Here is a 23,231-nt window from a genome sequence, read left to right as displayed (position 1 = left end):
TTCGCGCCTTTGCGCCTTTGCGAAAACCCGTTTTTGATTTTTATCGGACGATCGGCCCCGCCTAATCGCGCAAAATGATATCTTGTATCTTATATGTAATGGTGTATCATCTCCATAGGACATGGGCAAAGGCCCGGCCATTAACAGGACGGTGATGGAGACAGGCGATGTACGCTGACAGATATTCTCGACGGACCAAATTCGACCCCGGCAGCATGGGGCTTGCGCTGGCGCTGAACGGCACGGTCGTTATCGGCCTGATTGCCTTTGCAGCACCACATTTCGTGCGAGCACCCGACAAGAGACTCATCACCTATGACGTCAGGCTCAGGCAACCGCCGCCGCCGGTCGACGACAAGGTAATCCCCGAAACCGAGCATGTGGCGAAGACGACGCCGAAGACAGAGCCCAACGTGCCCGAGACCGTCGTTAAGCTCACCACGCCGACCGACTTCGGTTTCCCCCCGGCGCCGCCGCCTCAGCCGGGCACGGGCGAGGGCCTCGGCGAACCGGCCCTCGAGCCGATCAAGCTGACGCCAGTCGTGATTGGGCCGCAGCGCGATTCCCGTTTCGCCAGCAATTTCCAGCCCGATTATCCGGCTGACGAGCGTCGCGCGGGACATGAGGGGCGGGTGGTCGTCCGAGTGCTGATTGGTGCCGATGGGCGGGTGAAGCAGGTCGAGCGGGTCAGCGCGGCAAGCGATTCCTTTTTCGAAGCGACCGAACGCCGGGCGCTCCAGAAGTGGCGCTTCAAGCCCGGCACGCGTGACGGCGTTCCTATTGAAACCTGGTACACCACCGGTGTGAGCTTCGTACTGAACGACGAGTAACCGCCGGGTAGAGGCGGTACATAGCGGGCGGGGCTGGCATCCAGCCCCGCCCGCACCCGTTTTCTCGCGCATGGACTTCCTGCGCTTTTCGCCGTTGGAGGGGCTGCTGTCGCTGATCGACCGCGAGCCGGCAATCGAGCGGTTCAGCAAGGATTGGGTTCTCGCAAAGGCGCGAAGAGGGCGCTCCGAAGCGGGACGGGTCCGACTTTTTGCTCTGAGCATCGCTGTTTTCTTAAGGAGCGGAGGCCGTCCCGCGCGGAGTGCTTCGCGCCTTTGCGAGAACCAGTTCATTTTATTTTTATGGGCGATCGGCCCGTTCAATCGACCATGAAATGATATCTTGTATCTCGCTAGTAATGTTGTATCGTCGCCATTGGAGCATGGGCGAAAGACCCAGCCACCAACCAGGAAGTTGATGGAGACAGGCGATGTATGCTGACAGATATTCCCGACGGACCAAATTCGACCCGAGCAGCATGGGACTGGCCCTGGTGCTCAACGGCACGATCGTTGCCGGCCTGATTGCCTTTGCAGCGCCCACATTGGTTACCCGGATTATCGCTGCGCCGATCAAGGTCATCACGGTTGCGCCTCCCCTGGAGCCGCCGCCCCCCGCGCCGCCAACGCCCGATTTGAAGAGGCAGGCGCCGACACCGCGGGAGAACGTAGCGGTGCCGGAAACGATCGTCCCCACGCCGCCCAGCAACACCACTCCTTACACGGCCCCGACGACAGCACCGGGCCCGGTAGGCGGCACCATCGACGGCGGCTTCGTGGCGCCGGTCAAGCCGGCGCCGGTGCTGACGGGAGCAGAGCTCGATTCTCGCTTCGCCGGCAGCTTCCAGCCCGAGTATCCGGTCGGCGAGCGGCGGGCGGAGCATCAGGGCCGGGTCGTCGTCCGTGTGCTGGTCGGCGCCGATGGCCGGGTGAAGCAGGTCGAGAAGGTCAGCGCACCAAGCAATGACTTTTTCGAGGCGACCGAGCGCCGGGCGCTCCAGAAATGGCGCTTCAAGCCCGCCACCCGCGACGGCGTGCCCATCGAAGTATGGAAGACGGTTGGCGTGAGCTTTGTACTGAACGACGGATGATCGCGGGGGCGGAGACGGCAAAGGGCGGGCGGGGCTGGCATCCGGCCCCGCCCGCGACTATCTTCGCCGGCATGACCTTTCTTCGCTCCATCGCCCCGTTAGGGGCTTTTCAGGACCTCAAGCTGTTCCTCGGCCAACGGCGAAAGCATGAGGTGGTGTTCCTCGCACTGTCGCTGGCGATCACCTACCTGATCATCTTCTACATGATCAAAGACTCGAAGATCGAGCGGGATAATCGCCCTGTCATCATCTATGTCCAGCAATGGCCGGCGAACCGCACTGACGCCCAGATCATCGCGCAGCAGAAGATCGACGGCGTCGAGCAGACCAAGCGCGAGGAAGCCGCGAAGAAGCGCGAAGCCGAGAACCAGGCGGCGTGGAAGCGGATTGACGACGGCCTGAAGAAGTACGGCATCTGAACGACGACGACACGCGCTGGATGGGAGCGGCGCTGGCGCTGGCCGAGCGCGGCCATGGGCTGAGCGCGCCCAACCCCAATGTCGGCTGCGTGATCGTGAACGGGGGCCGCGTCGTCGGGCGTGGCTGGACGCAGCCGGGCGGGCGGCCGCATGCCGAAGCGATGGCACTGGCCGAAGCCGGCGAGAAGTCGCGCGGCGCAACTGTGCATACGACGCTCGAGCCCTGTGCGCACGAATCGCGGCGCGGCCCCGCCTGTGACGGGCTGCTGGTTGCGGCGGGGGTGGCACGCGTAGTGATTGCGCTGATCGACCCCGATCCGCGGACTGACGGATGTGGTATCGCCCGGCTTCGGGCAGGCGGGATCGAAATTGTCACTGGCATCCGCTCAGCCGAGGCGCGGCGGGCGATGGCGGGGTTCCTGACCCGGCTTGACCGTGGCCGGCCGCATGTGACGCTGAAGCTGGCAATGGCGCTCGATGGCGCGGTGGCGATGGCTGACGGCACCAGCCGCTGGATTACCGGGCCGGAAGCGCGGGCGCATGCCCATCTCGAACGGGCGCGGCATGGGGCTATCCTGGTTGGGCGCGGCACTGTGGAGGCTGATGATCCGGCGCTGGATGTGCGGTTGGCCGGGCTTGAGGGGCGGAGTCCGAGGCGGCTGATGCTTTCACGCGGTTCTCCCCCTCCTTGTCACCCCCGCGAAAGCGGGGGCCCATCCCCCGGGGGTGCGATTGGTGACGAAGGGCGGGAGATGGGTCCCCGCTTTCGCGGGGATGACACTGGGTGGGGGGTAGTGGTCCGTCCAGCCGCCATCGCCGCATTGGGCGGGGTCGACCATCTGCTCGTCGAAGGTGGCGTACAAACCGCCGCGGCCTTTCTCGCCGAGGATCTGATCGACCGGCTGCTACTTTACCGTGCGCCGATTCTGATTGGTGGCGGGCGGACCCTGCCCAATATCAGCCTTGCCGACCTGGCCGAGGCCCATGGCCGCTGGACACTCCTTGACGCGCGGCAGCTTGGCAGCGACCGGCTCGAGGTTTACGAGCGCGTCAGGGAACCCAATTAAATGTTCACAGGCATCATCTCGGACATCGGCACGATCGAGCGCGTCACCAGACAGGGCGACACGCGCGTAGTGATCAGCAGCGGCTATGACAGCGCAACGATCGACCTTGGCGCGTCGATCGCCTGTTCGGGGGTTTGCCTCACCGTTGTCGATAAGGGGCCGGGCTGGTTCGCGGTCGATGTCTCAGGCGAAACCATCTCGCGTACTGCGCAGGGGCAGTGGGCCGAGGGGCGCCGGCTGAACCTCGAGCGAGCGCTTCGGCTCGGCGAGGAGCTTGGCGGGCACATTGTCACCGGCCATGTCGATGGGATCGGCGAGGTGATCTCGGTGGTCGAGGAAGGCGGATCGCACCGGGTGCGCATCAAGGCGGGACCGGAGATCGCGCCCTACGTCGCGCCCAAGGGTTCGATCACGCTCGATGGCGTCTCGCTGACCGTCAACGAAGTCGAGGATGACCCCAGCGGCGTCACGATTGGCGTCAACATCATTCCACACACCGCTGCCGTCACCACTTTCGGCAGTATCGCAGGCAGCGATGCGATCAATATCGAGATCGACGTCCTCGCCCGCTATCTTCAACGCATGGAGCATTATCGTGCAAAAGCCTGAGCTGGCGCGGCTGCGCCACGGCTTCCTCTCCTCGCCTGAGGAGATCATCGACGAGGCCAAGAACGGCCGGATGTTCATCCTGGTCGATGACGAGGACCGGGAGAATGAGGGCGACCTCGTCATTCCGGCGCAGATGGCGACGCCGGAGAAGATCAACTTCATGGCGAAACATGGTCGCGGGCTGATCTGCCTCGCGCTGACCAAGAAGCGAGTCGATGAGCTCGGGCTCGACCTGATGAGCCGCCACAACGGCACTCGCCACGAGACTGCCTTCACGGTTTCGATCGAAGCGCGTGACGGCGTGACCACCGGCATTTCCGCGGCCGACCGCGCCCGCACGGTCGCGGTGGCGATCGATTCGTCGAAAGGGCGCGAAGAGATCGTGACGCCTGGCCATGTCTTCCCGCTGGTCGCGCGCGAAGGAGGCGTGCTGGTTCGCGCTGGCCATACCGAGGCGGCGGTCGATGTGTCGCGGCTGGCCGGGCTCAACCCATCCGGCGTGATCTGCGAGATCATGAACGAGGACGGGACGATGTCGCGGCTCGACGATCTCGTCGCCTTCGCTCAGCTCCACAATCTCAAGATCGGCACGATCCGCGACCTGATCGCCTATCGCCGCCGCCACGACCATCTCGTCGAGAAGCGCGCCGAAACCGCCTTTCAGAGCCGCTGGGGCGGCGACTGGAAGGCGATGACCTTCTACAACAAGGCGACCGGCGACGAGCAGGTCGCACTCGTCAAAGGCAGGATCGACCCCGCCAAGCCGACTCTGGTGCGGATGCACAGCCTGTCGCTGTTCGCTGACGCGTTCGGCGAGGAATCGACGCGGGCGGGCCTGTTGTCCCATTCGATGGAGGCGATCGCCGCTGAGGGCGCCGGCGTCATCGTCGTGATCAACCGGCCGATGCGGGATTCGATGACCCGCGTCATCAAGCTGCGCACCGCGGGCAAGACTCTCGGCACCCCCGAAGCCAATGAATTGCGCGATTATGGCGTCGGCGCGCAGATCCTGGCTGAGCTTGGCGTTCAGGATATGATCCTGCTGACCAATACCCATCACACGCTGGTCGGGCTCGATGGCTATGGCCTGTCGATCGTCGGCGAACGGCCGATCCCCGGAACTGGAGGCGAATGATGGCGAAGCTGCTGATCGTCGAGGCGCGCTTTTACGACCATCTGAACGACCTGCTGCTCGAAGGCGCACGCGCCGCGATCGAGGAGGCAGGCTTTGCGCATGAGACGATCACCGTGCCGGGGGCGCTGGAGATTCCGGGCGCGGTTTCGCTGGCGGCCGAGAGCGGGCGCTATGATGCGTTCGTTGCGCTCGGCGTGGTGATCCGGGGCGAGACCTATCATTTCGAGATCGTCGCGGGCGAGAGCGCGCGGGGGCTGATGGCGCTCTCCATGGACGGGGTGGCGATCGGCAACGGCATATTGACCGTGGAGAATGAGGCGCAGGCGCTGACCCGGGCCAGGCGCACCGAGAAGGACAAGGGCGGCGAGGCTGCCAAGGCGGCGATGGCGATGCTGGCGCTCAAGGGCCGCTTCGGCTGACCATGGCCGAGATGCGGCCGCCTCCACCGCGTTATCGCATCGTCGAGCATAAGGGGCGGCTGATCGCCACCGACACATGGGCCGAGAACCGCCCGGCGCGCGCGGAAGCGCCCCAGCCACGCGGCGACACGCCCCAGCCGCGCAGTGAAAGACCGCTGCCACGCGTGCCGGGATCACCCCGGCCGATCCTACCGGGCGGGCGGCCGGAACCCACGGGCTGGATCGATGCACTGGGCGCGGCGTTGGTGGTTGCGGTCTGCGCGGGATCTGTCGACCCTGCGGGCCAGCCGATCCTGAGCACGTACAATTATTATGATATCAAAGGTCCGCGCGAGATCGCCCTGAACCCGGCAGGTGCGCAAAGACTCGGGCGCTGGCTCACCGCGATCCTTGCCGTAGTGGTTGCGGGGACGGTGCTCGCAAGCATCTTTACGGAAGCGTTCGTCCTGCTCGCCATCATTGTCGGCCTCGGGGTCAGCAGTGCCAATACGGCCGCGCGGCCGGCGATTACCCGGTGGCTCGACAGCCTCGGCCAGGCTGAAGCGGGTTGAGGAGAAGGCCGGCCTTACTTATACGGATGTAAGTAAGGGAGATCCGGGATGGCGCTGGCGCATAGTTTCAAGGCGAATCCACATTGGCTGCCGCGGCAGAAGCCGGGCGCGATCGCTGCGATCCCGGGCGAGAATGGCCTGCCCTTTATCGGCAACACGCTGAAGCTGCTGCGGGACCCGGTCAGGTTCGGGCACCGGATGGTGAAGCTCTACGGCCCGGTTTATCGCAACAATGCCTTTGGGGGCCCTTCCGTCACGCTGATGGGCCCCGACGCCAATGAACTGGTGCTGTTCGATCGCGACAGGATCTTCTCGTCCGAACAGGGCTGGGGTCCGATGCTCAACTTGCTTTTCCCGCGCGGGCTGATGCTGATGGATTTCGACAAGCATCGTGCCGACCGCAAGGTGATGTCAGTCGCGTTCAAGCCCGAGCCGATGCGCCATTATGCCGAGGCGCTGAACGCTGGGATTACCCGGACCGTGACTGGCTGGGCGAACAAGCCGATGCGTTTCTATGACGCCATCAAGGCGCTCACGCTCGACCTTGCCGCCGACTCTTTCCTCGGCATGCCGCTTGGGCCCGAGGCCGACCGGGTCAACCAGGCCTTTGTCGACGAAGTGCAGGCGACAATCGCGCCGATCCGCATTCCGCTGCCAGGCACACCGATGCGTAAGGGCGTGAAGGCGCGGGCCTATCTGATCGACCTGTTCAGGCGCGAGATCCCGAAGCGGCGCACGGGAGAGGGGCATGATTTCTTCTCGCAATTCTGCCGTGCGACTGACGAGGCGGGGCAGCCGCTCTCCGATGACGCCATCGCCGACCATATGAATTTCCTGATGATGGCGGCGCATGACACCATCACTTCGTCGGCGACGAGCCTCGTCATGCTGCTCGGGCGAAATCCCGAATGGCAGGACAGGCTGCGCGAGGAGATCGCCGGCCTTGGCCTGAACGACGAAACCGGACTGCCATATGGTCAGCTCGACCGGCTGGTGCTAACTGAATATGCCTTCAAGGAAGCGCTGCGGCTGATCCCGCCGGTGCCGTCACTGCCGAGGCGGGCCGTGCGGGATTTCGAGTTTGGCGGCTTTCACATTCCGGCTGGCACGATGGTTGGCGTCAGCCCCGCTTACACCCACAAGATGGCTGAGCATTGGCCAGAGCCGCAGCGTTTCGACCCGATGCGTTTCTCGCCCGAGGAGAGCAAGGGCCGGCACAAATATGCCTGGGTGCCGTTCGGCGGCGGCGCGCATATGTGCATCGGCCTGCATTTCGCGACGATGCAGATCCGGATTCTGATGGCGCAGCTGCTGAGTCGATACCGGATCGAGCTGGAAGAGGGTGCAGGAGTGGAGTGGCAGGCCTGGCCCATCCCTCGGCCGAAGGATGGGCTGCCGGTTCGGTTCGTGCCTTTGGGCTAGAGTGCCCTCTGGCGTCATGCCGGACTGGTTCCGGCATCCATTGTTCCGCGAGCGCTTCCAATGTTGCGTATGCGGCACGATAGACCCCCGGGGCGAGCCGGGGGTGACGTCGGTGGGTAGGTCCTTACTCCGCCGCCACGGCTTCCAGCGTCGGATAGTCGATATAGCCTTCAGGGCCCTGGCTGTACCAGGTTCCCATGACGTCGGGATTGAGCGGTGCTCCCTTCTTCAGCCGCTCGGGCAGATCGGGATTGGCGAGGAAGGTGCGGCCGAAGCTGATCGCGTCGGCGACGCCAGAATCGAGCGCTTCCTGCGCGGTATCGCCGAGATAGTCCGAATTGAGGATCAGCGCGCCCGGAAAGACCTGGCGGATCTCAGGCGAGAGTTTGGGCTGCTCCGAGCGGCCGAACGTGCCGTCAGGGCCAGGCTCGCGCAGTTCGAGAAAGGCGATGCCGATCTCGGCGAGGGCCTTGGCGGCGGGGATGAACACAGCCTCGGGGTTGCTGTCGATCGCGCCCTGCGAATTGCCGTTGGGCGAGAGGCGGACACCGGTCCGGTCGGCGCCGGCGACGCAGGCGACACGCTCGGTGACGTCACGGAGCAGGCGGATTCGGTTCTCCGGGTTGCCGCCATGATGATCAGTGCGGAAGTTCGAATTGTCGCGCAGGAACTGGTCTATCAGATAGCCGTTCGCGGCATGGATCTGGACGCCATCGAAACCGGCGGCGATCGCATTGCGGGTGGCGCGCTCATAATCGTCGAGCAGCACGGGGAATTCGTCGAGCCGAAGGGGGCGCGCCTCCTCATAATCCTGCTTGCCGTCATAGGTGTGCGCCTTGCCCGGCGCGGTTGTCGCCGAGGACGAGACCGGCTGGGTGCCGCTGAGGCTGGAATGGACGATGCGGCCCATATGCCAGAGCTGCGCGACGATGCGGCCGCCGGCAGCGTGGACCGCGGCGACGACTGGCTTCCAGGCCTCGGTCTGCTCGTCGGTCCATAGCCCCGGCGCGAAGGGCCAGCCCAGGCCCTGGCGCGAAATGCCGGTCGCCTCGGTGATGATCAGTCCGGCGCTCGCGCGCTGGGCATAATATTCGCCCATCAGCGGCTGGGGGACATGATCGCGGGTGGCGCGGCCGCGGGTGAGCGGCGCCATCACGACGCGATTGGGTGCGGCGATCGCCCCGAACTGGATTGGATCGAAGAGGCTCGGCATGAAAATGGGTTTCCCTTTGCTACCTGACGACCCCGAGATAGGACGCTAAGGGGCAGCATGCACCAGCGCGTCGCCCCAAGAAAATCTGTTGCGTCTGAAAAGGCCGGCTCCCACCGGCTGGCGTTCGCGGCGTTGCTGGTCGCTAATGTCGCGCTTGCCTTTGGCGGCTGGTTCGTGCGGCTTGCTGATACCGGGCCGGTGGCTTCGGGTTTCTGGCGGATTGCGCTGGCGACGCCGGTGTTGCTCGGCCTGTCGCTGGCGAGCGGCTGGCGGCCGGAAAGAGTGGGGCGCGGACTGGTGATCGCCTTTGTGCTGGCGGGCTTCTGCTTTGCCGCCGATCTCGGCAGCTGGCATGTTGGCATCCTTAAGACGACGCTCGCCAATGCCACCCTGTTCGGCAATTCGGCGACCCTGTTCTTTCCGATCTACGGCTTTCTCGCGATCCGCGCCTGGCCGTCGCGCACCCAGGGGATCGCGCTGGCAATGGCGGGGATTGGCGCGGCACTGCTGATGGGCAGGTCTTACCAGCTCAATCCGAGCAATCTGGGCGGTGACTTGCTCTGCCTGCTCGCGGGGCTGCTCTACACTTTCTACTTCATCTTCATGACGCGCGTTCGCCGCGCGATGGCGCCGCTGCCCGCGCTGGCGCTGGCGACCGCCGCGAGCATCCTGCCGCTGCTGGCGCTCTCGCTGCTGATGGGGGAGCGGATCTGGCCGCAGGACTGGACGCCGCTGATCGCGCTTGCCCTGATCAGCCAGGTGTTCGGCCAGGCGCTGTTGATCTATGCGCTGGGCCAGCTTTCGCCTTTGGTGGTGGGGATCGCGCTGCTCGTCCAGCCGGTGGTCGCCGCGAGCGTCGGCTGGGTCGCCTATGGCGAGCGGCTCGGGGTGGCTGATCTGGTTGGCGCCGCGCTGGTGGCGGTTGCCTTGGTGCTGGTCCGCGAGACCCCACCTGTGCTTGCGCAGGTGGATGGTGAGATTAGATAGGGCTTGAGGAGACAGTCGATGCCCGCCCTGCCCGAAGACCCGACGCTCGATGAGATTCGCGAGGGGCTTGCCATCGGTATCGCCGCCAATGCCGCGTTCGATGGCTGGGGTGATGCGGCTCGCGATGCCGCTGCTGATGCGGCCAGGGTTGACCGAGATGTTGCGAAGGTCGCGTTTCCGGGCGGTGCTGGCGATATGATTGCGGCGTGGTTTGAGGCGATCGACCGGGCCATGCTGGAAAAGCTGCCGGCGGAGACGCTGGCGACGATGAAGATCCGGGCGAAGATCACCGCCTTGGTCGAGGCGCGGCTCGAAGCGATCGGCCCTAATCGCGAGGCGTTGCGGCGGGCGCTCGCCATATTGGCGATGCCGCAGAATCTGGTGCGCGGCGCGAAGCTTGGCTGGCATGCTGCTGACCTGATGTGGCGCGTCGCCGGCGATACGGCGACCGATTACAATCATTATACCAAGCGGACGATCCTTGCCGGTGTCTATGCGGCGACGGTCACCGTGTTCCTCGACGATGAGAGTGAGGGGCATACCGACACACGCGCCTTTCTCGGGCGGCGGATCGAGGGGATCATGCAGTTCGAGAAGACCAAGGCGGGCTTTCTCGCGCGCACCGAGCACAAGCCGAGCTTGTCGCGCTTCATCGGGAGGCTGCGCTACCCGGTGGTGTAACCGCGGCCTTGGTAGATTTACCCATTGCGCGGCCAATAGTTATTGATAATCACTCGCAGCATGGATATGTCCTCGCCTGTGGTGATGCTCCCCAGCCTCGAATCGCTGCCCCAGCGCCAGCGTGCGACCGTCGCGGCGGTCGATTGGGCTGCGCTCAGCGTGCCCGAGGCGCGTCGGCTGCGCGAACTCGGCTTTGACGAGGGCGTCGGAGTCGAGGTGCTGCACCGCGCGACGCTCGGCAAAGGGCCGATCGCGTGCCGGATTGGCCGCATGACCGTTGCGCTCCGCCGCGCCGTGGCGGGCGCCATCCATGTCTCCCCGCTCGCCGGATAGATCGAACCACTCGTGAACGCTGCTCCGCTGGTGGCGCTGGTCGGCAACCCGAATGCCGGCAAAAGCGCCCTGTTCAACGCCTTGACGGGGGCGCGGCAGAAGGTCGGCAATTATCCGGGCGTGACGGTGGAGCGGCATTCAGGCCGGCTGGCGCTGGCTGACGGACGGCCGGTCGAGCTGGTCGACTTGCCGGGCGCCTATAGCCTCGAGCCTTCCAGCCCCGATGAGCGGGTGACGCGCGACGTCGTGACCGGCACTCAGGCGGGCGAACGGCTGCCCGATGCGCTGGTCGTCGTGGTCGATGCCGCCAATCTCGACAATCACCTGCGCTTCACGCTTCAGCTGATCGCGCTTGGCCTGCCGATCGTGGTTGCGCTCAATATGTTCGACCTCGCCGAACGCGATGGCCTGGTGCTCGATCCCGCCCGGCTTTCCGCCGAGCTTGGCGTACCGGTAATCCCGACCGTCGCGGTGCGGCGGCGGGGGCTCGAGGAATTGAAGGCGGCGCTGGCGGGCGTGATCGGCAGTGGTGCGATTCGGGTGCGGCCGAGCGAAGGCCATATCGGTGAGGATATCGTCACCCTGCAGCGCCGCGCCCGCGCGATCGCGCTGGCGGCGACTGTCTCCGAAACGCCGGTGCGGCGTTGGAGCCATGCGATCGACTCCATCGCGCTGCACCCGGTCTGGGGGCTGGTGCTGCTCTTCACCATATTGTTCGTGATGTTCCAGGCGGTGTTTTCCTGGGCGACGATGCCTCAGGACGCGATCACCACCGGTTTCGCCGCGCTCCAGGAGCTGGTGAAGGGCGCGATGCCGGCAGGTATCCTGCGCTCGCTGATCACGGACGGCATCCTCGCTGGCGTGGGCGCTGTGATCACCTTCCTGCCGCAGATCCTGATCCTGTTCTTCTTCATCCTGCTGCTCGAGGCATCGGGCTATATGGTCCGCGCCGCCTTTCTGATGGACCGGATGATGGCGACGGTCGGCCTGTCGGGCCGCGCCTTCATCCCGCTGCTCTCCTCCTTCGCCTGCGCGGTGCCGGGCATCATGTCGACGCGGACGATCGAGGACGAGAAGGACCGGCTGACCACGATCCTGATCGCGCCGCTGATGACCTGCTCGGCGCGCTGGCCAGTCTATACGCTCGTCATCGGCGCCTTCATTCCGGATACGAAGATACTGCCATTCGTTGGCCTGCAGGGGCTGGTGATGTTCGCTTTGCTGCTGATCGGCATCGCTGGCGCCTATTGCGCGGCGCTCGTCCTGCGCAAAACGGTAACCAAAGGGGCCTCGTCGGGCTTCATGATGGAGATGCCGAAATATCAATGGCCGCGGATGGGGGACGTGCTGCTCGGGCTGTGGGGCCGGGCGATGATCTTCCTCAAGCGCGCCGGCACGATCATCGCGACGACGACGGTGATCTTGTGGGTGCTGCTGAGCTTCCCGCAGGTGCCGCTCGGCAGCAAGACGTCACAGGTCGATTATTCGATCGCCGGGCGGATCGCCAATGGCGTCGCGGTCGTGGTCAAGCCGATCGGCTTCAACCGCGATATCGCGCTTGCGTTGATCCCGGCGATGGCGGCGCGCGAGGTCGCGGTGGCGGCGATCGGGACTGTCTATGCGATCGACAACCCCGAGAGCGAGGCCGGCGGCAAGGCGATGGCCAAGAATTTGAAGGCGCAGTGGAGCCTGCCGACCGCGCTCGCCTTTCTGATGTGGTTCGTGTTCGCGCCGCAATGCATCTCCACGATCGCCGTCACCAGGCGCGAGACCAATGGATGGAAATGGCCGGCCTTCATGGTTGGCTATTTGTTCGCACTCGCCTACATCGCAGCAGGGGCGACTTATTGGGCCGCCGTGGCACTCGGACTGTAGGAAGAAGAACATGGCGGGCAGCGTCAACAAGGTGATCCTGGTCGGCAATCTCGGGCGAGACCCGGAGAGCCGTTCGTTCCAGAATGGCGGCAAGGTAGTGAACCTTAAGGTCGCGACGTCAGATACCTGGAAAGACAAGAATACCGGCGAGCGCAAGGAGAAGACCGAATGGCATTCGGTCGCGATCTTCAATGAAGGGCTTGCAAACGTCGCCGAGCGCTATCTGCGCAAGGGCTCCAAGGTCTATATCGAGGGCGCGCTGCAGACCCGCAAATGGCAGGATGCCTCTGGCGCCGACAAATACAGCACTGAAATCGTGCTGCAGGGCTTCAACTCGGTGCTGACGATGCTCGACGGTGCGCCTGGCGGCGGTTCGGGCGGTGGCGGCGGCTTTGGCGGCGGTGGCCAGCGCGACGATTTCGGCGGCAATGACGATTTCGGCGGCGGATCCTCGAGCTTTGGCGGCGGCGCGAGCCGTGGCGGCGGCGCGCCTGCGAGCAGCGGTGGCCGCAGCAGCTTCGCGGACGATCTCGACGACGACGTACCCTTCTGACCTTGTCATGCGTTCATCCGGCATGAGGGAACCCGCACCGGCCGCACCGGCCCCTGCATCCGGCTGGCAGAATGACGAAGCAGCCCGCACCGAGACATTGGCCGCGCACGACATCGAATCGCTGCGCGACAATGACGAGCTGAAGCGGATCACCGATTTCGCCGCCGCCTTGTGCGAAGTGCCGATCGCCCTGGTCAGTCTGGTCGAGGAACGACGCCAGACCTTTCTGGCGCGAACCGGGCTGGAGGCGACCGAAACGTCCCGCGACACCTCCTTCTGCGCCTTTGCGATGCTCGACGACGCGCTGATGATTGTGCCCGATGCGCGGCTCGACTCGCGTTTTTTCGATAACCCGCTGGTGACTGGGCCGCCGCACATCCGCTTCTATGCCGGCGCGCCGCTGATCTCGGACGACGGCGTTCCGCTCGGATCTCTCTGCGTGATCGATACAGTGCCGCGTGACGGTCTGACGCCACTCCAGCGCCAGGGCCTGGAGACGCTCGCGATCGCAGTGCTGGCGCGGCTGCGCGACAGTCGCGAGGCCGCCAGCTGGCGCGCGAGCGAAGATGCCACCCACCGTGCGCTCACCGAGAGCCATAACCGCTTCCGCGTGCTGGCCGACGCAATGCCGCAAATGGTGTGGTCGACCCTGCCCGACGGCTATCATGATTATTACAATGCGCGCTGGTACGAATTCACCGGCGTGCCGGAGGGATCGACTGACGGGGCAGAATGGAACGGCATGTTCCATGAGGACGATCAGCCCCGCGCCTGGGCGGCGTGGCGTCACTCGCTTGAAACGGGCGAGCCCTACCAGATCGAATATCGGTTGCGCCGCGCCGACGGCGTTTATCGCTGGACACTCGGGCGGGCGCTGCCGCTGCGCGACGACAGTGGCACGATCGTGCGCTGGTTCGGCACCTGCACCGACATCCATGAGCAGAAGCAGGCAAGCGAGGAGCGCGAGGTCATCGCGCAGGAGCTGAGCCACCGCATCAAGAACATCTTCGCGGTGATCTCCGGGCTGATCGGCTTTGCGGCGCGCGCCAAACCCGAATTGAAAAGTGTCGCCGAGGATTTGCGCGACCGGATCGCGTCGCTCGGCCGTGCGCATGATTTCGTACGCCCGCACAGCGCGCAATCACGGCCGCAGGCAGCGCAGAACAGCCTGCGCGGCCTGCTCAACGAGCTGTTCCGGCCCTATCAGTCGAACGACGATCAGCGGATCATCGTCACGGGCAACGACATCGACATCGACGATCGCTCAGCCACGCCACTTGCCCTGCTGTTCCACGAACTCGCCACCAACGCGACCAAATATGGGGCGCTGGTCAATCATGACGGCAAGATCGCGATCGAGATCCTTTCGGGCGACGCCACCGTCACGCTGCGCTGGACCGAGACTGGCGGGCCGCCGGTATCGGCGCCAGCGTCGGCTATCGGATTCGGGTCTCAGCTGATGGAGATGAGCGCGGTGCGGCAGCTCGGCGGCACGGTCGACCGGGACTGGCGGACCGAGGGTCTGGTCGTGACGATATCAATCCCGAAAAGCGCATTCAGCCGCCGCTGACGCCGCCAGTATGTCAGCCGCCGCTGACGGCCTCAGTATGGCAGCCGCTGACGGGCCGGCCCAGCAGGATGACGTCGTCATTGGCCGCGACATGCGGTGCAGGCGCACTCGCCATTGCCGCTGCGGCAAGGATCGCTGCCTCGCTGAACGGCTTGCGGATATAGCCGAGCGCACCATCGGCCTGACCTATCTGCCCCGGATTGGCGGTGACGAAAACGACCTTGACGCCATAGTCGCGCGCCAGTTTGGTTGCGAGGCCAGGGCCGGTCGGGCCGTCGCGCAGATTCACGTCGACAAGCGCAATGTGGCAATCCGCCGCCGCCGCGAGCGCACCATGGCTGTCGGCCGCGATCGCTGCGACCCTGTAGCCGGCATCGGTGAGGATACGCTCCAGATCGAGCGCAACGAAGATCTCGTCTTCAACAATAAGGACCGTCTTAGGCATGGAATTTCCAGTGTTACCCGGCCAAAACACTGAGCGAAGGCGGGAAGTTCCATGATCGAGATCAATTTTTGAGGAGGAACACCGCGTGCTCGGCGAAGAAGTTCGCACCCGCGGACGTCGTGCGCTTGTCCCCGGACAGGAACCAGGCTCCCTCCATGGTGACGCCACCCGTTCGCAAAAAAGCCCGGAAATCGTCGATCGTGACGTGGTGGATATTGGGCGTGTCGTACCATTGTTCGGGCAGCAGCCGCGTCACCGGCATCCGCCCGCCCCACAGCAAGGAGGTCCGCACGCGCCAGTGCGCGAAATTGGGGAAGGAGACGAAGGCGTGGCGCCCGATGCGCAGGAGATGCTCGAGCACCAGATCCGGCCGGCGCGTCGTCTGCAGCGTCTGGCTCAGTATCGCGTAGTCGAAACTCGCATCGGGATAGCCGGCAAGATCCGAATCGGCATCGCCCTGAATCACCGACAGACCGCGCGAGACGGCGGCTGCGACATTGCCGGCATCGATCTCGAGACCGCGGGCATCGACACCCTTGGTGTCGCGCAGCGCCGCCATCAGCGCCCCATCGCCACAGCCGACATCGAGGACTCGGGCGCCGGGCGCGACATTGTCGGCGATGATCGCGAGATCGGGGCGCAGGGCCAAAGGCGCCGTCACGGCGTCACCTCGTCATAGACGTCAGGAAAATGGCGCTGCATGACCAATGTCGGATCGGCCAGCGGCGACCAGTCGAGCGGCGCGTACACCTTGTGCGCATCGCGGGTGAACAGCAGCCATCGCCTCAGACCCTGCAGATCTGGGTGATCGTGCAGTCGTTCCACCATCGCTCGCGCGACGCCGTGGCGGCAATGCGCCGGAAGCACATAGACGTCAGCGAGATAGGCGAAGGTGGCGCGATCGGTGATCACCCGCGCGAAGCCCACCTGCGCATCCTCGTGAAACGCGCCGACGCAGATCGAGTTGGCGACCGCGCGCGCGACCGTCTCCCGGGGAATGCCGGCAGCCCAATAGCTGGTGGTGAGAAAGGCGTGAATCGCATCGACCTGCATCTCGGCAGTGTCAGTCGACAGGCGATAGGGTGCGGCGATCATGTGCCTGCCCTCAGGAAACCATCGACCACGCGGTTCATTCCGGGCGAATCGAGCAGGAAGGCGTCATGGCCGAAGGGCGAGTTCAGCTCAACGAAGCTGACCGGCGCGCCGGCTGCGTTGAGCGCGTGGACGATCGCGCGCGATTCAGGCGTTGGATAGAGCCAGTCCGTATCGAAACTGATCAGGCAGAAGCGCGCCTTGCTCTCCTTGAAGGCGTTGGCGAGGTGGCCGCCATGCTCCTCGGCCAGGTCGAAATAGTCGGTGGCGCGCGTGATGTAGAGATAGGAATTGGCGTCAAAGCGATCGACGAAGCTGATCCCCTGGTGACGCAGATAGCTTTCGACCTGGAAATCGGCGTCGAAACCGAAGCTCTTGGCCGAGCCTGTCTGCAGCCGCCGGCCGAATTTCTCGGTAAGACCAGCCTCGGACAGATAGGTGATGTGCGCCGCCATCCGCGCCACGGCGAGGCCGGCCGCGGGGGGATCGCCATCGGCATAATAATCGCCGCCGCGCCATTTCGGATCGGCCATCACTGCCTGGCGGCCGACCTCGTGGAACGCGATGTTCTGGGCGGTATGGCGCGCGGCTGAGGCGATGACCACTGCCGCGCGGACGCGATCGGGGAAGGTCGCCGACCAGCTCAGCGCCTGCATCCCGCCCATCGAGCCGCCGATTACCGCCGCCAGTGTGCCGACGCCGAGATGATCGAGCAGCATCGCCTGGGCGCGAACCATGTCGCGGATGGTGATGACCGGGAAAGCCATCCCCCAGGGGCTGCCAGTGGCCGGGTTGATCGTCGCCGGCCCCGACGAGCCGGTGCAGCCGCCGAGCGCATTGGCGCAGATGATGAAGTGCCGCTCGGGATCGACCGGCTTGCCGGGGCCGACGAGCCGGGTCCACCAGCCTGGCTTGCCGGTGACCGGGCTGATGCTGGCGACATGCTGATCGCCGGTCAGCGCATGGCAGATCAGGATCGCATTGCTGCCGTCGGCATCGAGCGTGCCATAGGTCTCATACCCGAAATCGACCGGCGACAGCAAAGCGCCGCCATCGAGCCGCAACGGCCCCGGCAGCGTAGCATGGCGATCAAGCCCGAAGCGTGCGTCGTCCAACATTGCCGGGTGGTTAGGCGCCGTGGCCATGCGGTTCAAGCATGGGCGTGCGCGGCGAGGATCGCTTGCGCTGCCAGCCGGCCGGTCTGGGCGCCGCCATTCATATAACCGGGATAGGCGTCGGACAGATGCTCGCCAGCGAACTGGATCCGCCCCGAAGGCGCATGGTGGCGGGGGGCATCAGCGCCTTCGACCCAGATCAGCTCGCCGAAACGGGTGAGCTGGCCGGGCCGGAAGTTCACATAAGCGCCGAGCGTCAGCGGATCGCGGTGCCAGGCGGTGCGGCGAACCGCGCCCGCCATCGCCGCGCCGAAGCCCGGGACCCCGCCTTCCGCCATAGCGGCGAAGTGCCTGGCCAGCACTTGCGGATCGGCGGCGTCCGCGGCCGTCACCTCGTCGCCGCCGAGGAACCAGGTCCAGACACTGCCGGCATCCTCGGCCGGCCGAATGCCGCCGTCCCAGCCAAGCGCGGCGCCGGCGCGGGGATCGGTCTGCCACAGCTCACCGCCTCGCCCGATCGTCGCCTCCCATGGACGTGACGTCATGACAGCCTGGATCTTCTCGTTATAGCCGAGCTCGACCTCCTGGATGAACTGTCGCCACAATGGCGACAATGGTAGGCCGAAATCGATGGTTCGCATCAGCGGCGCTGGCACCGCGACGATGACCGAGCCGGCCTCCACCATCGTCCCGTCCAGGAAAAACAGCCGAACACCAGCGCCATACGCTTCGATCCGCGCCAGCCGCTTGCCCGTCTCGATCCGGTCGTGAAGCTTTGCCGCCATTGCGGCGATCAGGGCGCCGCTGCCGCCCTCGATCAGATAGCGTTCGTCACTGCGGCTGAGCACCTCGATCCGCTCGCCCTCGACAGTGGGCAGGTTGAAGACCAGCTCGATCGCCGAGGCCTGGCCTGGCTCGACGCCATATTCGGTCCGGCTGGTCGCCTCCATCAGATGGCGGACCCAAGGCTGGCGCAGCTTGTCGGCATGGAGGTCGAGATAGGCGGCGATAGACAGGCGATCGAGTTCGCGCGCGGTGCCGGCATAATCCTTGTCGAGCCGATCCGAATCCGCTCCGATCTGCGCCGCGATCGGCCGCAGCGCCTCAGCAAGCGCGGCGGGGGACAGTTCGGCCCCGCCCGCCAATATCGCGGCACGATATTGGCCGATCTTGCGATCGATCAGGCCGACGCCGAAGTCCTTTGCCAGCGCATGCATATCAGCATGGTCCGAATTGACGAGCTGGCCGCCAATCTCGAGCGGTACGCCACCTTGCAAACCCCCTCCTGCTGGGCCCCCTCCTGCCGGGCGATGCGTGAACATCCGGCCGCCGAGCCGCGGCCTTGCCTCATAGACCCGCGCATCGACACCAGCCTGAGTCAAATGCCAAAGTGCCGTCATACCGGCGATGCCGCCACCGATGATCGCCACCGGACCCTTGGGTGGCGCGGCGTGGAGCGGACGGGGAAGGGCAGCGGACAGGCCGGTCGCGCCAAGTGCCATCAGCACCGCGCGACGGGTCTGGCCGGGAGTGCCCGTGACCGGCGGCTTCTCTCCGGCGGCAGCGAGGTTGATCCGGCGCGCCTGACCGAGCGCTTCCCAGAATATCGAGCTGCCGCGCATCGAGCCTCCCCCGTTTCGGCTTCTGCTGGCAGGAGTATAGCGAAGCTCCGCCAGACTCTAGCCTGCTTGCCTTAACGGGGTCCTTCCGCCATGCGCGCGGTCATGTTGCCCTTTGCCCGCATCACCATCATCGGCATCGGCCTGATCGGCTCCTCGGTCGCGCGCGCCGTACGCGCCGAAATGCCCACAGTGCGGCTGACCGGCTATGATGCCGATCCGGACGTGCGCGCCATCGCCGATCGGCTCCAGCTGTTCGACGACGTGACCGATACTTCAGGCGCCGCTGTCATCGACGCCGATCTTGTCATTCTTTGCGTGCCAGTCGGAGCAATGGGCGCGGTTGCCGCCGAGATCGCTGCCGATCTGCCACCCGACGCGGTCGTCAGCGACGTCGGCTCGTGTAAGGAAGAAGTCCTGCGCGCGCTTGCCGAAGCTCTGCCCGGCGCGACCATCGTGCCTGCTCATCCAGTCGCCGGAACCGAGCGTAGCGGCCCGGAGGCCGGCTTCGCCACCTTGTTCCACAAGCGCTGGTGCATCGTCACGCCGCCCGAGGGCGCCGATCCGCTGGCAGTGGAAAGGGTGAGCGAATTCTGGCGGCGCCTGGGCGCTGAGGTCGAGCTGATGGAACCCGGGCATCACGACCGCGTCCTCGCGATCACCAGCCATTTGCCGCATCTCATCGCCTATACCATCGTCGGCACTGCCTCCGACATGGAGGAGGTCACGCGAAGCGAGGTGATCAAATATTCAGCGGGCGGTTTCCGCGACTTCACGCGCATCGCCGCCTCCGACCCGACGATGTGGCGCGACGTGTTCCTTGCCAATCGCGAGGCCGTGCTCGACATGCTCCAGCGCTTCTCCGAGGATCTCTCGGCGCTGCAGCGCGCGATCCGCTGGGGCAAGGGTGACGAGTTGTTCGATCTCTTCACCAAGACCCGCGCGATCCGCCGCGGCATCATCGAACAGGGCCAGGATGATCCCGCCCCTGATTTCGGGCGGACTCACGACTAGAGTCTGTCCTGCACGTTGTACTGACCGATCCCGCCGCCCTAACCGTAGGTATATTTCCGGAGAATCCCTCGATTCAGTCCGCCGCTAAACGAAAGCGGCCGACCGAAACGGCTCGGGCGCGAGCCGATTATGGTGGCCAAAAGTCGGTTGGGCGGTCGCATCGCAGGCGACCGCCCGACCGCACCGTTTTTCCAGAAAAACTCCCCGGACACAAAGCGGTGCTGAAGGCCTTGATTGCCCCAGTAGAGACCTCAGCTACCGAGTTGGCCGCGCACCGCGCCGCGGGGGAAGGCAGCGTTGTGGACGTTGACATAATAGTCCGATGGGGCTGCGAGAATGGCTGCGATCACGTCCGCCGCCACTGCCTTGCAGCCTTTCGAGCTACCCGTCGCCGGCGGATCAAGCGCCACGGCCACTGGGCCTGAAACACCAACCGCGCCTTTGTGGATATGCGCCATAGTCGCCGTATCGATGCCGCTCGCACTCAGCGTGAAGCAGACCTGCCCCTTGGCCGAGTCGATCGTCACGGTGGCTGCGCCAGTACCGTCAGGGTCGCCGGCAGGCACTTCGGCCGCGCCGCTGAGTGCCGCCTTCAAGGTGACTGGGTCCGCTGCGAGCGCAGGGGAAAAAGCGACCGCCGCCGCGACCAAAGCCAGGACCATCCGCATCGAATCCTCCTCATCGAAACTGGGGTGCGCGAATGACGCACGCAGAGATGTGTGAGACCGCACCCAGCGCAGGTCAATGGTCGTCGTTAACGCCCGACAATCGACTGTGCGGGCGCTACGCCGGAAATGCGCAGCGCAGCTCACCGATAGCTGACGACCTCATATTCGATCCCGTCCGGATCGAGGAAATAGAAGCGGCGGCCCGGTGCGTAATCGCCGTGCGAGAAGGGGACCAGCCCGGCGGCAACGACCCGTGCCTCGGTCGCGTCGAGATCGGCGACTTCGATGCCGACATGGTTGAGCGGGCGGCCCTTGATGAAGTCGTCATCCGAATAGCTTTCGTCCCTGCCGGTGTAGAGCGCCATATAATGCTCGCCGGACCCGACATGAATCGTATGGCCGCCGTCGCGCGCCTCCCCCTCCCAGCGGACGTGCCAGTCGAAAAGATCGATCAATATGGCGGCAGTCCGTTTCGGGTCCCGCACCGTTACATTCACATGCTCGATTCTGAGCGACGTCATCCTTGTCTCCATATCCGAACAGGGCAGGGCCCCGATTTGCGAGTCGTACAACCTCAAGCTAAGTTGAGGTCAAGCTTGATTCCGGGATCGAATTGGAGACGTGACGTGGCCGAATCGCAGCTGCTGACGATCGGCGCGCTGGCGCGGCGCACCGGCATGTCTGTCTCGGCGATCCGCTATTATGAGGCGCGCGGGCTGGTCAGCGCGATCCGCACCAGAGGCAATCAGCGCCGCTTCCTGCGATCGGACATCAGACGGCTTTCCTTCGCGCTGATCGGACAGCAGCTCGGGCTGACTTTGGGCGAGATCGAGACCGAGCTGGCTACACTGCCGCATGGCCGCTCGCCGACGCAGAGCGACTGGCAGGCGATCAGCGCACGCATCCGCACCGCCCTCGACGCGAAGATCCGCATGCTCGAGCGGACGCGCGAGCTGCTCGACGGGTGTATCGGCTGCGGCTGCCTCTCGCTTGAGCGGTGCGTTCTGTACAATCCGGGTGATCGGGCAGCGCGGGCGGGGACGGGGCCGCGGTTCCTGATGGGGAATCGGGCGGCGGATTTTGCGGAGGGATAGGGCCGTCCTTGTTGCTCACCGCGGTTTGGGTTCAAGCTGCTTAAAATCCGCTGCAACGGCCTTTAACGCCGCGTCGAGCACTTCTTCAGGGCTAGCTTCCGGAGCCATCGCCAGCGGAATGTCAGGGGCGATACCCTCTCCAATCGGGCGCCCATTGGGACGCAGGATTTGCCCATTGGGAATTTTGATCAGCCGTTTTCCATCGATAGATACCATGGTGCTTATAGTCCCTACCCCCGCAGTGGTTTTTCCAACGCTGCGCCCGCGCGCATTGTCGCTGAGCGCCGCAGCCAGTGCTTCAGCACCGGTAGTCGTTGTGTCATCCACTAAGGTATAAAGAGCAGGGCCGTGCGGCTCAGCGCCACGCCTGGCCACATGTTGCTTGGTGCCGATGGTGCGGCCTACCTCGGTCAGGATCGTGCCGTGGTCGAGCAGCAGGTCCGCTACTTCGATGATCTCGTTAAGCTCTCCCCCAAAGTTGTTTCGCAGATCGAAAATGATAGCGCGCGGCGGCGGGTTTGCTCCGACCATCATCAACTCCGCGAGCTGTGAACGAAGCTGTTTCGCCGTCCGATTCTCGACAAACCGCGGGATCGTGATGATAGCGATATCGTCCCGCCGGATTACTTCCGGGGCGATCTTGAGCGCTGGTACCTGCGGCGGTGAGGCGGTACGCGGGAGCACGAAGCTCCGCCGGACGGTCCGGGTGAAACGCGACCCGCTGTCTTTCGAACGCAGGCTGAGCGTCACCACGCTATCGATCGGCCCAGCAAGAGCATCCATCAGGGCATCGAAAGTCAACGACGATACGGGCTTGTCATCGACAGCGAGCACAGTGTCGCCGATCGCCACGCCGGCCTGCTCTGCAGGCCCCTTCGATAGTAGCGAAGCGACTTCCGAGCCCCCGTTCACCGGCTTACGCAATCCGATCCCAATCCGCCCCGGCGCAAGCGCGCTTTGGCTCGGTACCGCCGCATATTGTGTCATGCCCTTGCCTGGGCTTGGCGTCGTGCGCGGGATGTAAAGAACTGCTCCCGAATCCAAGCGTCGCAAAGTGATGCCAATTGCACCATTGATTGCCTCTTCGACCTGCGCAGATTCCCGCGTCTCGGCCAAACACCGGACCGCGATCTCGATCGGACCTGCCCAGGCCGGCTCGTCACCAACAACGGGCACCTTGGCGTTCGCCGCACAGGCCGCAGCGGCGCGCCCTGCGTCCGACTTGTCCTCCCCCAACGCCTCAACCAGCCAATTCGCTACCGTCGCAGGTTCCACCGGATCGACATAATTTTCTGCGACGACGTTCACGACATCTATCAACATCTTGGTATCGAGAGAATATTGAGGTTTCTCCGCAGCGAAGCCGATCGCCGGTTGGCTCAATAGAATCGCAACGAGCCACATATATTTCGTGTATGGCATCCTATGAGAT

Annotated in this window: 27 protein-coding genes; 18 read left to right on the top strand and 9 right to left on the bottom strand. The window is 64.8% G+C overall.

Features of this window, described 5'->3' with window-relative positions:
• Window positions 1–167 precede the first annotated feature (167 nt).
• The 10 genes from AC1DVS_RS02775 to AC1DVS_RS02730 all read left to right on the top strand — a co-directional run bounded on the left by AC1DVS_RS02775 (window position 168) and on the right by AC1DVS_RS02730 (window position 7,540).
• Entirely contained in the window at window positions 168–830 is a 663-nt protein-coding gene (locus tag AC1DVS_RS02775) for an energy transducer TonB (RefSeq protein WP_478020050.1), read from the top strand.
• 70 nt (window positions 831–900) lie between these two features.
• Window positions 901–1,161, top strand: coding sequence for a hypothetical protein (locus tag AC1DVS_RS02770; protein WP_478020049.1), 261 nt, complete (start codon window positions 901–903; stop codon window positions 1,159–1,161).
• A 97-nt stretch (window positions 1,162–1,258) separates the two neighbouring features.
• The gene (locus AC1DVS_RS02765) at window positions 1,259–1,918 is read left to right on the top strand and encodes a TonB family protein (protein ID WP_478020048.1); all 660 of its coding nucleotides are present in this window, start codon (window positions 1,259–1,261) and stop codon (window positions 1,916–1,918) included.
• A gap of 71 nt (window positions 1,919–1,989) precedes the next feature.
• Window positions 1,990–2,337: a hypothetical protein gene (locus AC1DVS_RS02760; RefSeq protein ID WP_478020046.1), complete on the top strand. Its 348-nt coding sequence runs from the start codon at window positions 1,990–1,992 to the stop codon at window positions 2,335–2,337.
• Window positions 2,334–3,404, top strand: coding sequence for a bifunctional diaminohydroxyphosphoribosylaminopyrimidine deaminase/5-amino-6-(5-phosphoribosylamino)uracil reductase RibD (gene ribD, locus AC1DVS_RS02755; protein ID WP_478021228.1), 1,071 nt, complete (start codon window positions 2,334–2,336; stop codon window positions 3,402–3,404). The genes AC1DVS_RS02760 and ribD overlap by 4 nt, the downstream gene beginning before the upstream one ends.
• Complete coding sequence (locus AC1DVS_RS02750; RefSeq protein ID WP_478020044.1) at window positions 3,405–4,013, top strand: riboflavin synthase; 609 nt, start codon at window positions 3,405–3,407, stop codon at window positions 4,011–4,013. It begins immediately after the preceding gene.
• On the top strand, window positions 3,997–5,148 hold the full coding sequence (gene ribB, locus AC1DVS_RS02745; protein ID WP_478021226.1) for a 3,4-dihydroxy-2-butanone-4-phosphate synthase: 1,152 nt from the start codon (window positions 3,997–3,999) through the stop codon (window positions 5,146–5,148). Before AC1DVS_RS02750 ends, ribB begins: the two co-directional genes overlap by 17 nt.
• Window positions 5,148–5,567: a 6,7-dimethyl-8-ribityllumazine synthase gene (gene ribH, locus AC1DVS_RS02740; RefSeq protein WP_478020042.1), complete on the top strand. Its 420-nt coding sequence runs from the start codon at window positions 5,148–5,150 to the stop codon at window positions 5,565–5,567. The genes ribB and ribH overlap by 1 nt, the downstream gene beginning before the upstream one ends.
• A gap of 2 nt (window positions 5,568–5,569) precedes the next feature.
• Window positions 5,570–6,118 carry a hypothetical protein gene (locus AC1DVS_RS02735; protein WP_478020040.1) on the top strand — a complete coding sequence of 183 codons (549 nt, stop codon included), beginning with the start codon at window positions 5,570–5,572 and terminating at the stop codon, window positions 6,116–6,118.
• A gap of 48 nt (window positions 6,119–6,166) precedes the next feature.
• Window positions 6,167–7,540 carry a cytochrome P450 gene (locus AC1DVS_RS02730; protein WP_478020038.1) on the top strand — a complete coding sequence of 458 codons (1,374 nt, stop codon included), beginning with the start codon at window positions 6,167–6,169 and terminating at the stop codon, window positions 7,538–7,540.
• Window positions 7,541–7,664: 124 nt separating this feature from the next.
• On the opposite strand, the gene AC1DVS_RS02725 is transcribed toward AC1DVS_RS02730, so the two are convergent.
• Entirely contained in the window at window positions 7,665–8,753 is a 1,089-nt protein-coding gene (locus tag AC1DVS_RS02725; RefSeq protein WP_478020036.1) for an alkene reductase, read from the bottom strand.
• A gap of 57 nt (window positions 8,754–8,810) precedes the next feature.
• On the opposite strand from AC1DVS_RS02725, the gene AC1DVS_RS02720 reads away from it, so the two are divergent.
• The 6 genes from AC1DVS_RS02720 to AC1DVS_RS02695 are packed head-to-tail and all read left to right on the top strand — an operon-like array spanning window position 8,811 to window position 14,752.
• Window positions 8,811–9,740 carry a DMT family transporter gene (locus AC1DVS_RS02720; RefSeq protein WP_478020034.1) on the top strand — a complete coding sequence of 310 codons (930 nt, stop codon included), beginning with the start codon at window positions 8,811–8,813 and terminating at the stop codon, window positions 9,738–9,740.
• 18 nt (window positions 9,741–9,758) lie between these two features.
• Window positions 9,759–10,421, top strand: a complete 663-nt coding sequence (locus tag AC1DVS_RS02715; RefSeq protein ID WP_478020032.1) for a COQ9 family protein — start codon at window positions 9,759–9,761, stop codon at window positions 10,419–10,421.
• 60 nt (window positions 10,422–10,481) lie between these two features.
• Window positions 10,482–10,754, top strand: coding sequence for a FeoA family protein (locus tag AC1DVS_RS02710; RefSeq protein ID WP_478020030.1), 273 nt, complete (start codon window positions 10,482–10,484; stop codon window positions 10,752–10,754).
• 12 nt (window positions 10,755–10,766) lie between these two features.
• A complete protein-coding gene (gene feoB, locus AC1DVS_RS02705) occupies window positions 10,767–12,629 on the top strand; it encodes a ferrous iron transporter B (protein ID WP_478020028.1) in 1,863 nt (620 codons plus the stop codon).
• A 10-nt stretch (window positions 12,630–12,639) separates the two neighbouring features.
• On the top strand, window positions 12,640–13,182 hold the full coding sequence (gene ssb / locus AC1DVS_RS02700) for a single-stranded DNA-binding protein (protein WP_478020026.1): 543 nt from the start codon (window positions 12,640–12,642) through the stop codon (window positions 13,180–13,182).
• A 22-nt stretch (window positions 13,183–13,204) separates the two neighbouring features.
• On the top strand, window positions 13,205–14,752 hold the full coding sequence (locus AC1DVS_RS02695) for a sensor histidine kinase (RefSeq protein ID WP_478020024.1): 1,548 nt from the start codon (window positions 13,205–13,207) through the stop codon (window positions 14,750–14,752).
• 13 nt (window positions 14,753–14,765) lie between these two features.
• Here AC1DVS_RS02695 and AC1DVS_RS02690 read toward each other — a convergent pair whose 3' ends face one another.
• From AC1DVS_RS02690 to AC1DVS_RS02670, 5 genes are all read right to left on the bottom strand, one after another.
• Window positions 14,766–15,197, bottom strand: a complete 432-nt coding sequence (locus AC1DVS_RS02690) for a response regulator (protein ID WP_478020022.1) — start codon at window positions 15,195–15,197, stop codon at window positions 14,766–14,768.
• Between the two features lie 61 nt (window positions 15,198–15,258).
• Window positions 15,259–15,846, bottom strand: a complete 588-nt coding sequence (gene metW / locus AC1DVS_RS02685; RefSeq protein ID WP_478021225.1) for a methionine biosynthesis protein MetW — start codon at window positions 15,844–15,846, stop codon at window positions 15,259–15,261.
• An 8-nt stretch (window positions 15,847–15,854) separates the two neighbouring features.
• The gene (locus AC1DVS_RS02680; protein WP_478020021.1) at window positions 15,855–16,292 is read right to left on the bottom strand and encodes a GNAT family N-acetyltransferase; all 438 of its coding nucleotides are present in this window, start codon (window positions 16,290–16,292) and stop codon (window positions 15,855–15,857) included.
• Complete coding sequence (metX, locus tag AC1DVS_RS02675; RefSeq protein ID WP_478020019.1) at window positions 16,289–17,407, bottom strand: homoserine O-acetyltransferase MetX; 1,119 nt, start codon at window positions 17,405–17,407, stop codon at window positions 16,289–16,291. Before metX ends, AC1DVS_RS02680 begins: the two co-directional genes overlap by 4 nt.
• Before the next feature lie 32 nt (window positions 17,408–17,439).
• Window positions 17,440–19,026 carry a flavin monoamine oxidase family protein gene (locus AC1DVS_RS02670; RefSeq protein ID WP_478020017.1) on the bottom strand — a complete coding sequence of 529 codons (1,587 nt, stop codon included), beginning with the start codon at window positions 19,024–19,026 and terminating at the stop codon, window positions 17,440–17,442.
• 102 nt (window positions 19,027–19,128) lie between these two features.
• Between AC1DVS_RS02670 and AC1DVS_RS02665 the strand changes: the two genes are divergently transcribed.
• Window positions 19,129–20,037 carry a prephenate/arogenate dehydrogenase family protein gene (locus AC1DVS_RS02665; protein WP_478020015.1) on the top strand — a complete coding sequence of 303 codons (909 nt, stop codon included), beginning with the start codon at window positions 19,129–19,131 and terminating at the stop codon, window positions 20,035–20,037.
• Between the two features lie 251 nt (window positions 20,038–20,288).
• Here AC1DVS_RS02665 and AC1DVS_RS02660 read toward each other — a convergent pair whose 3' ends face one another.
• On the bottom strand, window positions 20,289–20,705 hold the full coding sequence (locus AC1DVS_RS02660; protein WP_478020013.1) for a CHRD domain-containing protein: 417 nt from the start codon (window positions 20,703–20,705) through the stop codon (window positions 20,289–20,291).
• 140 nt (window positions 20,706–20,845) lie between these two features.
• Window positions 20,846–21,226, bottom strand: a complete 381-nt coding sequence (locus tag AC1DVS_RS02655) for a VOC family protein (RefSeq protein WP_478020011.1) — start codon at window positions 21,224–21,226, stop codon at window positions 20,846–20,848.
• Between the two features lie 105 nt (window positions 21,227–21,331).
• Between AC1DVS_RS02655 and soxR the strand changes: the two genes are divergently transcribed.
• Window positions 21,332–21,799: a redox-sensitive transcriptional activator SoxR gene (gene soxR / locus AC1DVS_RS02650; protein WP_478020009.1), complete on the top strand. Its 468-nt coding sequence runs from the start codon at window positions 21,332–21,334 to the stop codon at window positions 21,797–21,799.
• Window positions 21,800–21,814: 15 nt separating this feature from the next.
• Here the strand turns inward: soxR and AC1DVS_RS02645 are convergent, their stop codons facing one another.
• Window positions 21,815–23,203 (bottom strand): S41 family peptidase, encoded by a 1,389-nt coding sequence (locus AC1DVS_RS02645; RefSeq protein ID WP_478020007.1) that lies wholly within the window; start codon window positions 23,201–23,203, stop codon window positions 21,815–21,817.
• Between the last annotated feature and the right edge of the window lie 28 nt (window positions 23,204–23,231).

Source organism: Sphingomonas sp. P3_C5 (assembly GCF_056402635.1).
This window is presented reverse-complemented; position numbering and strand designations above follow the sequence as displayed.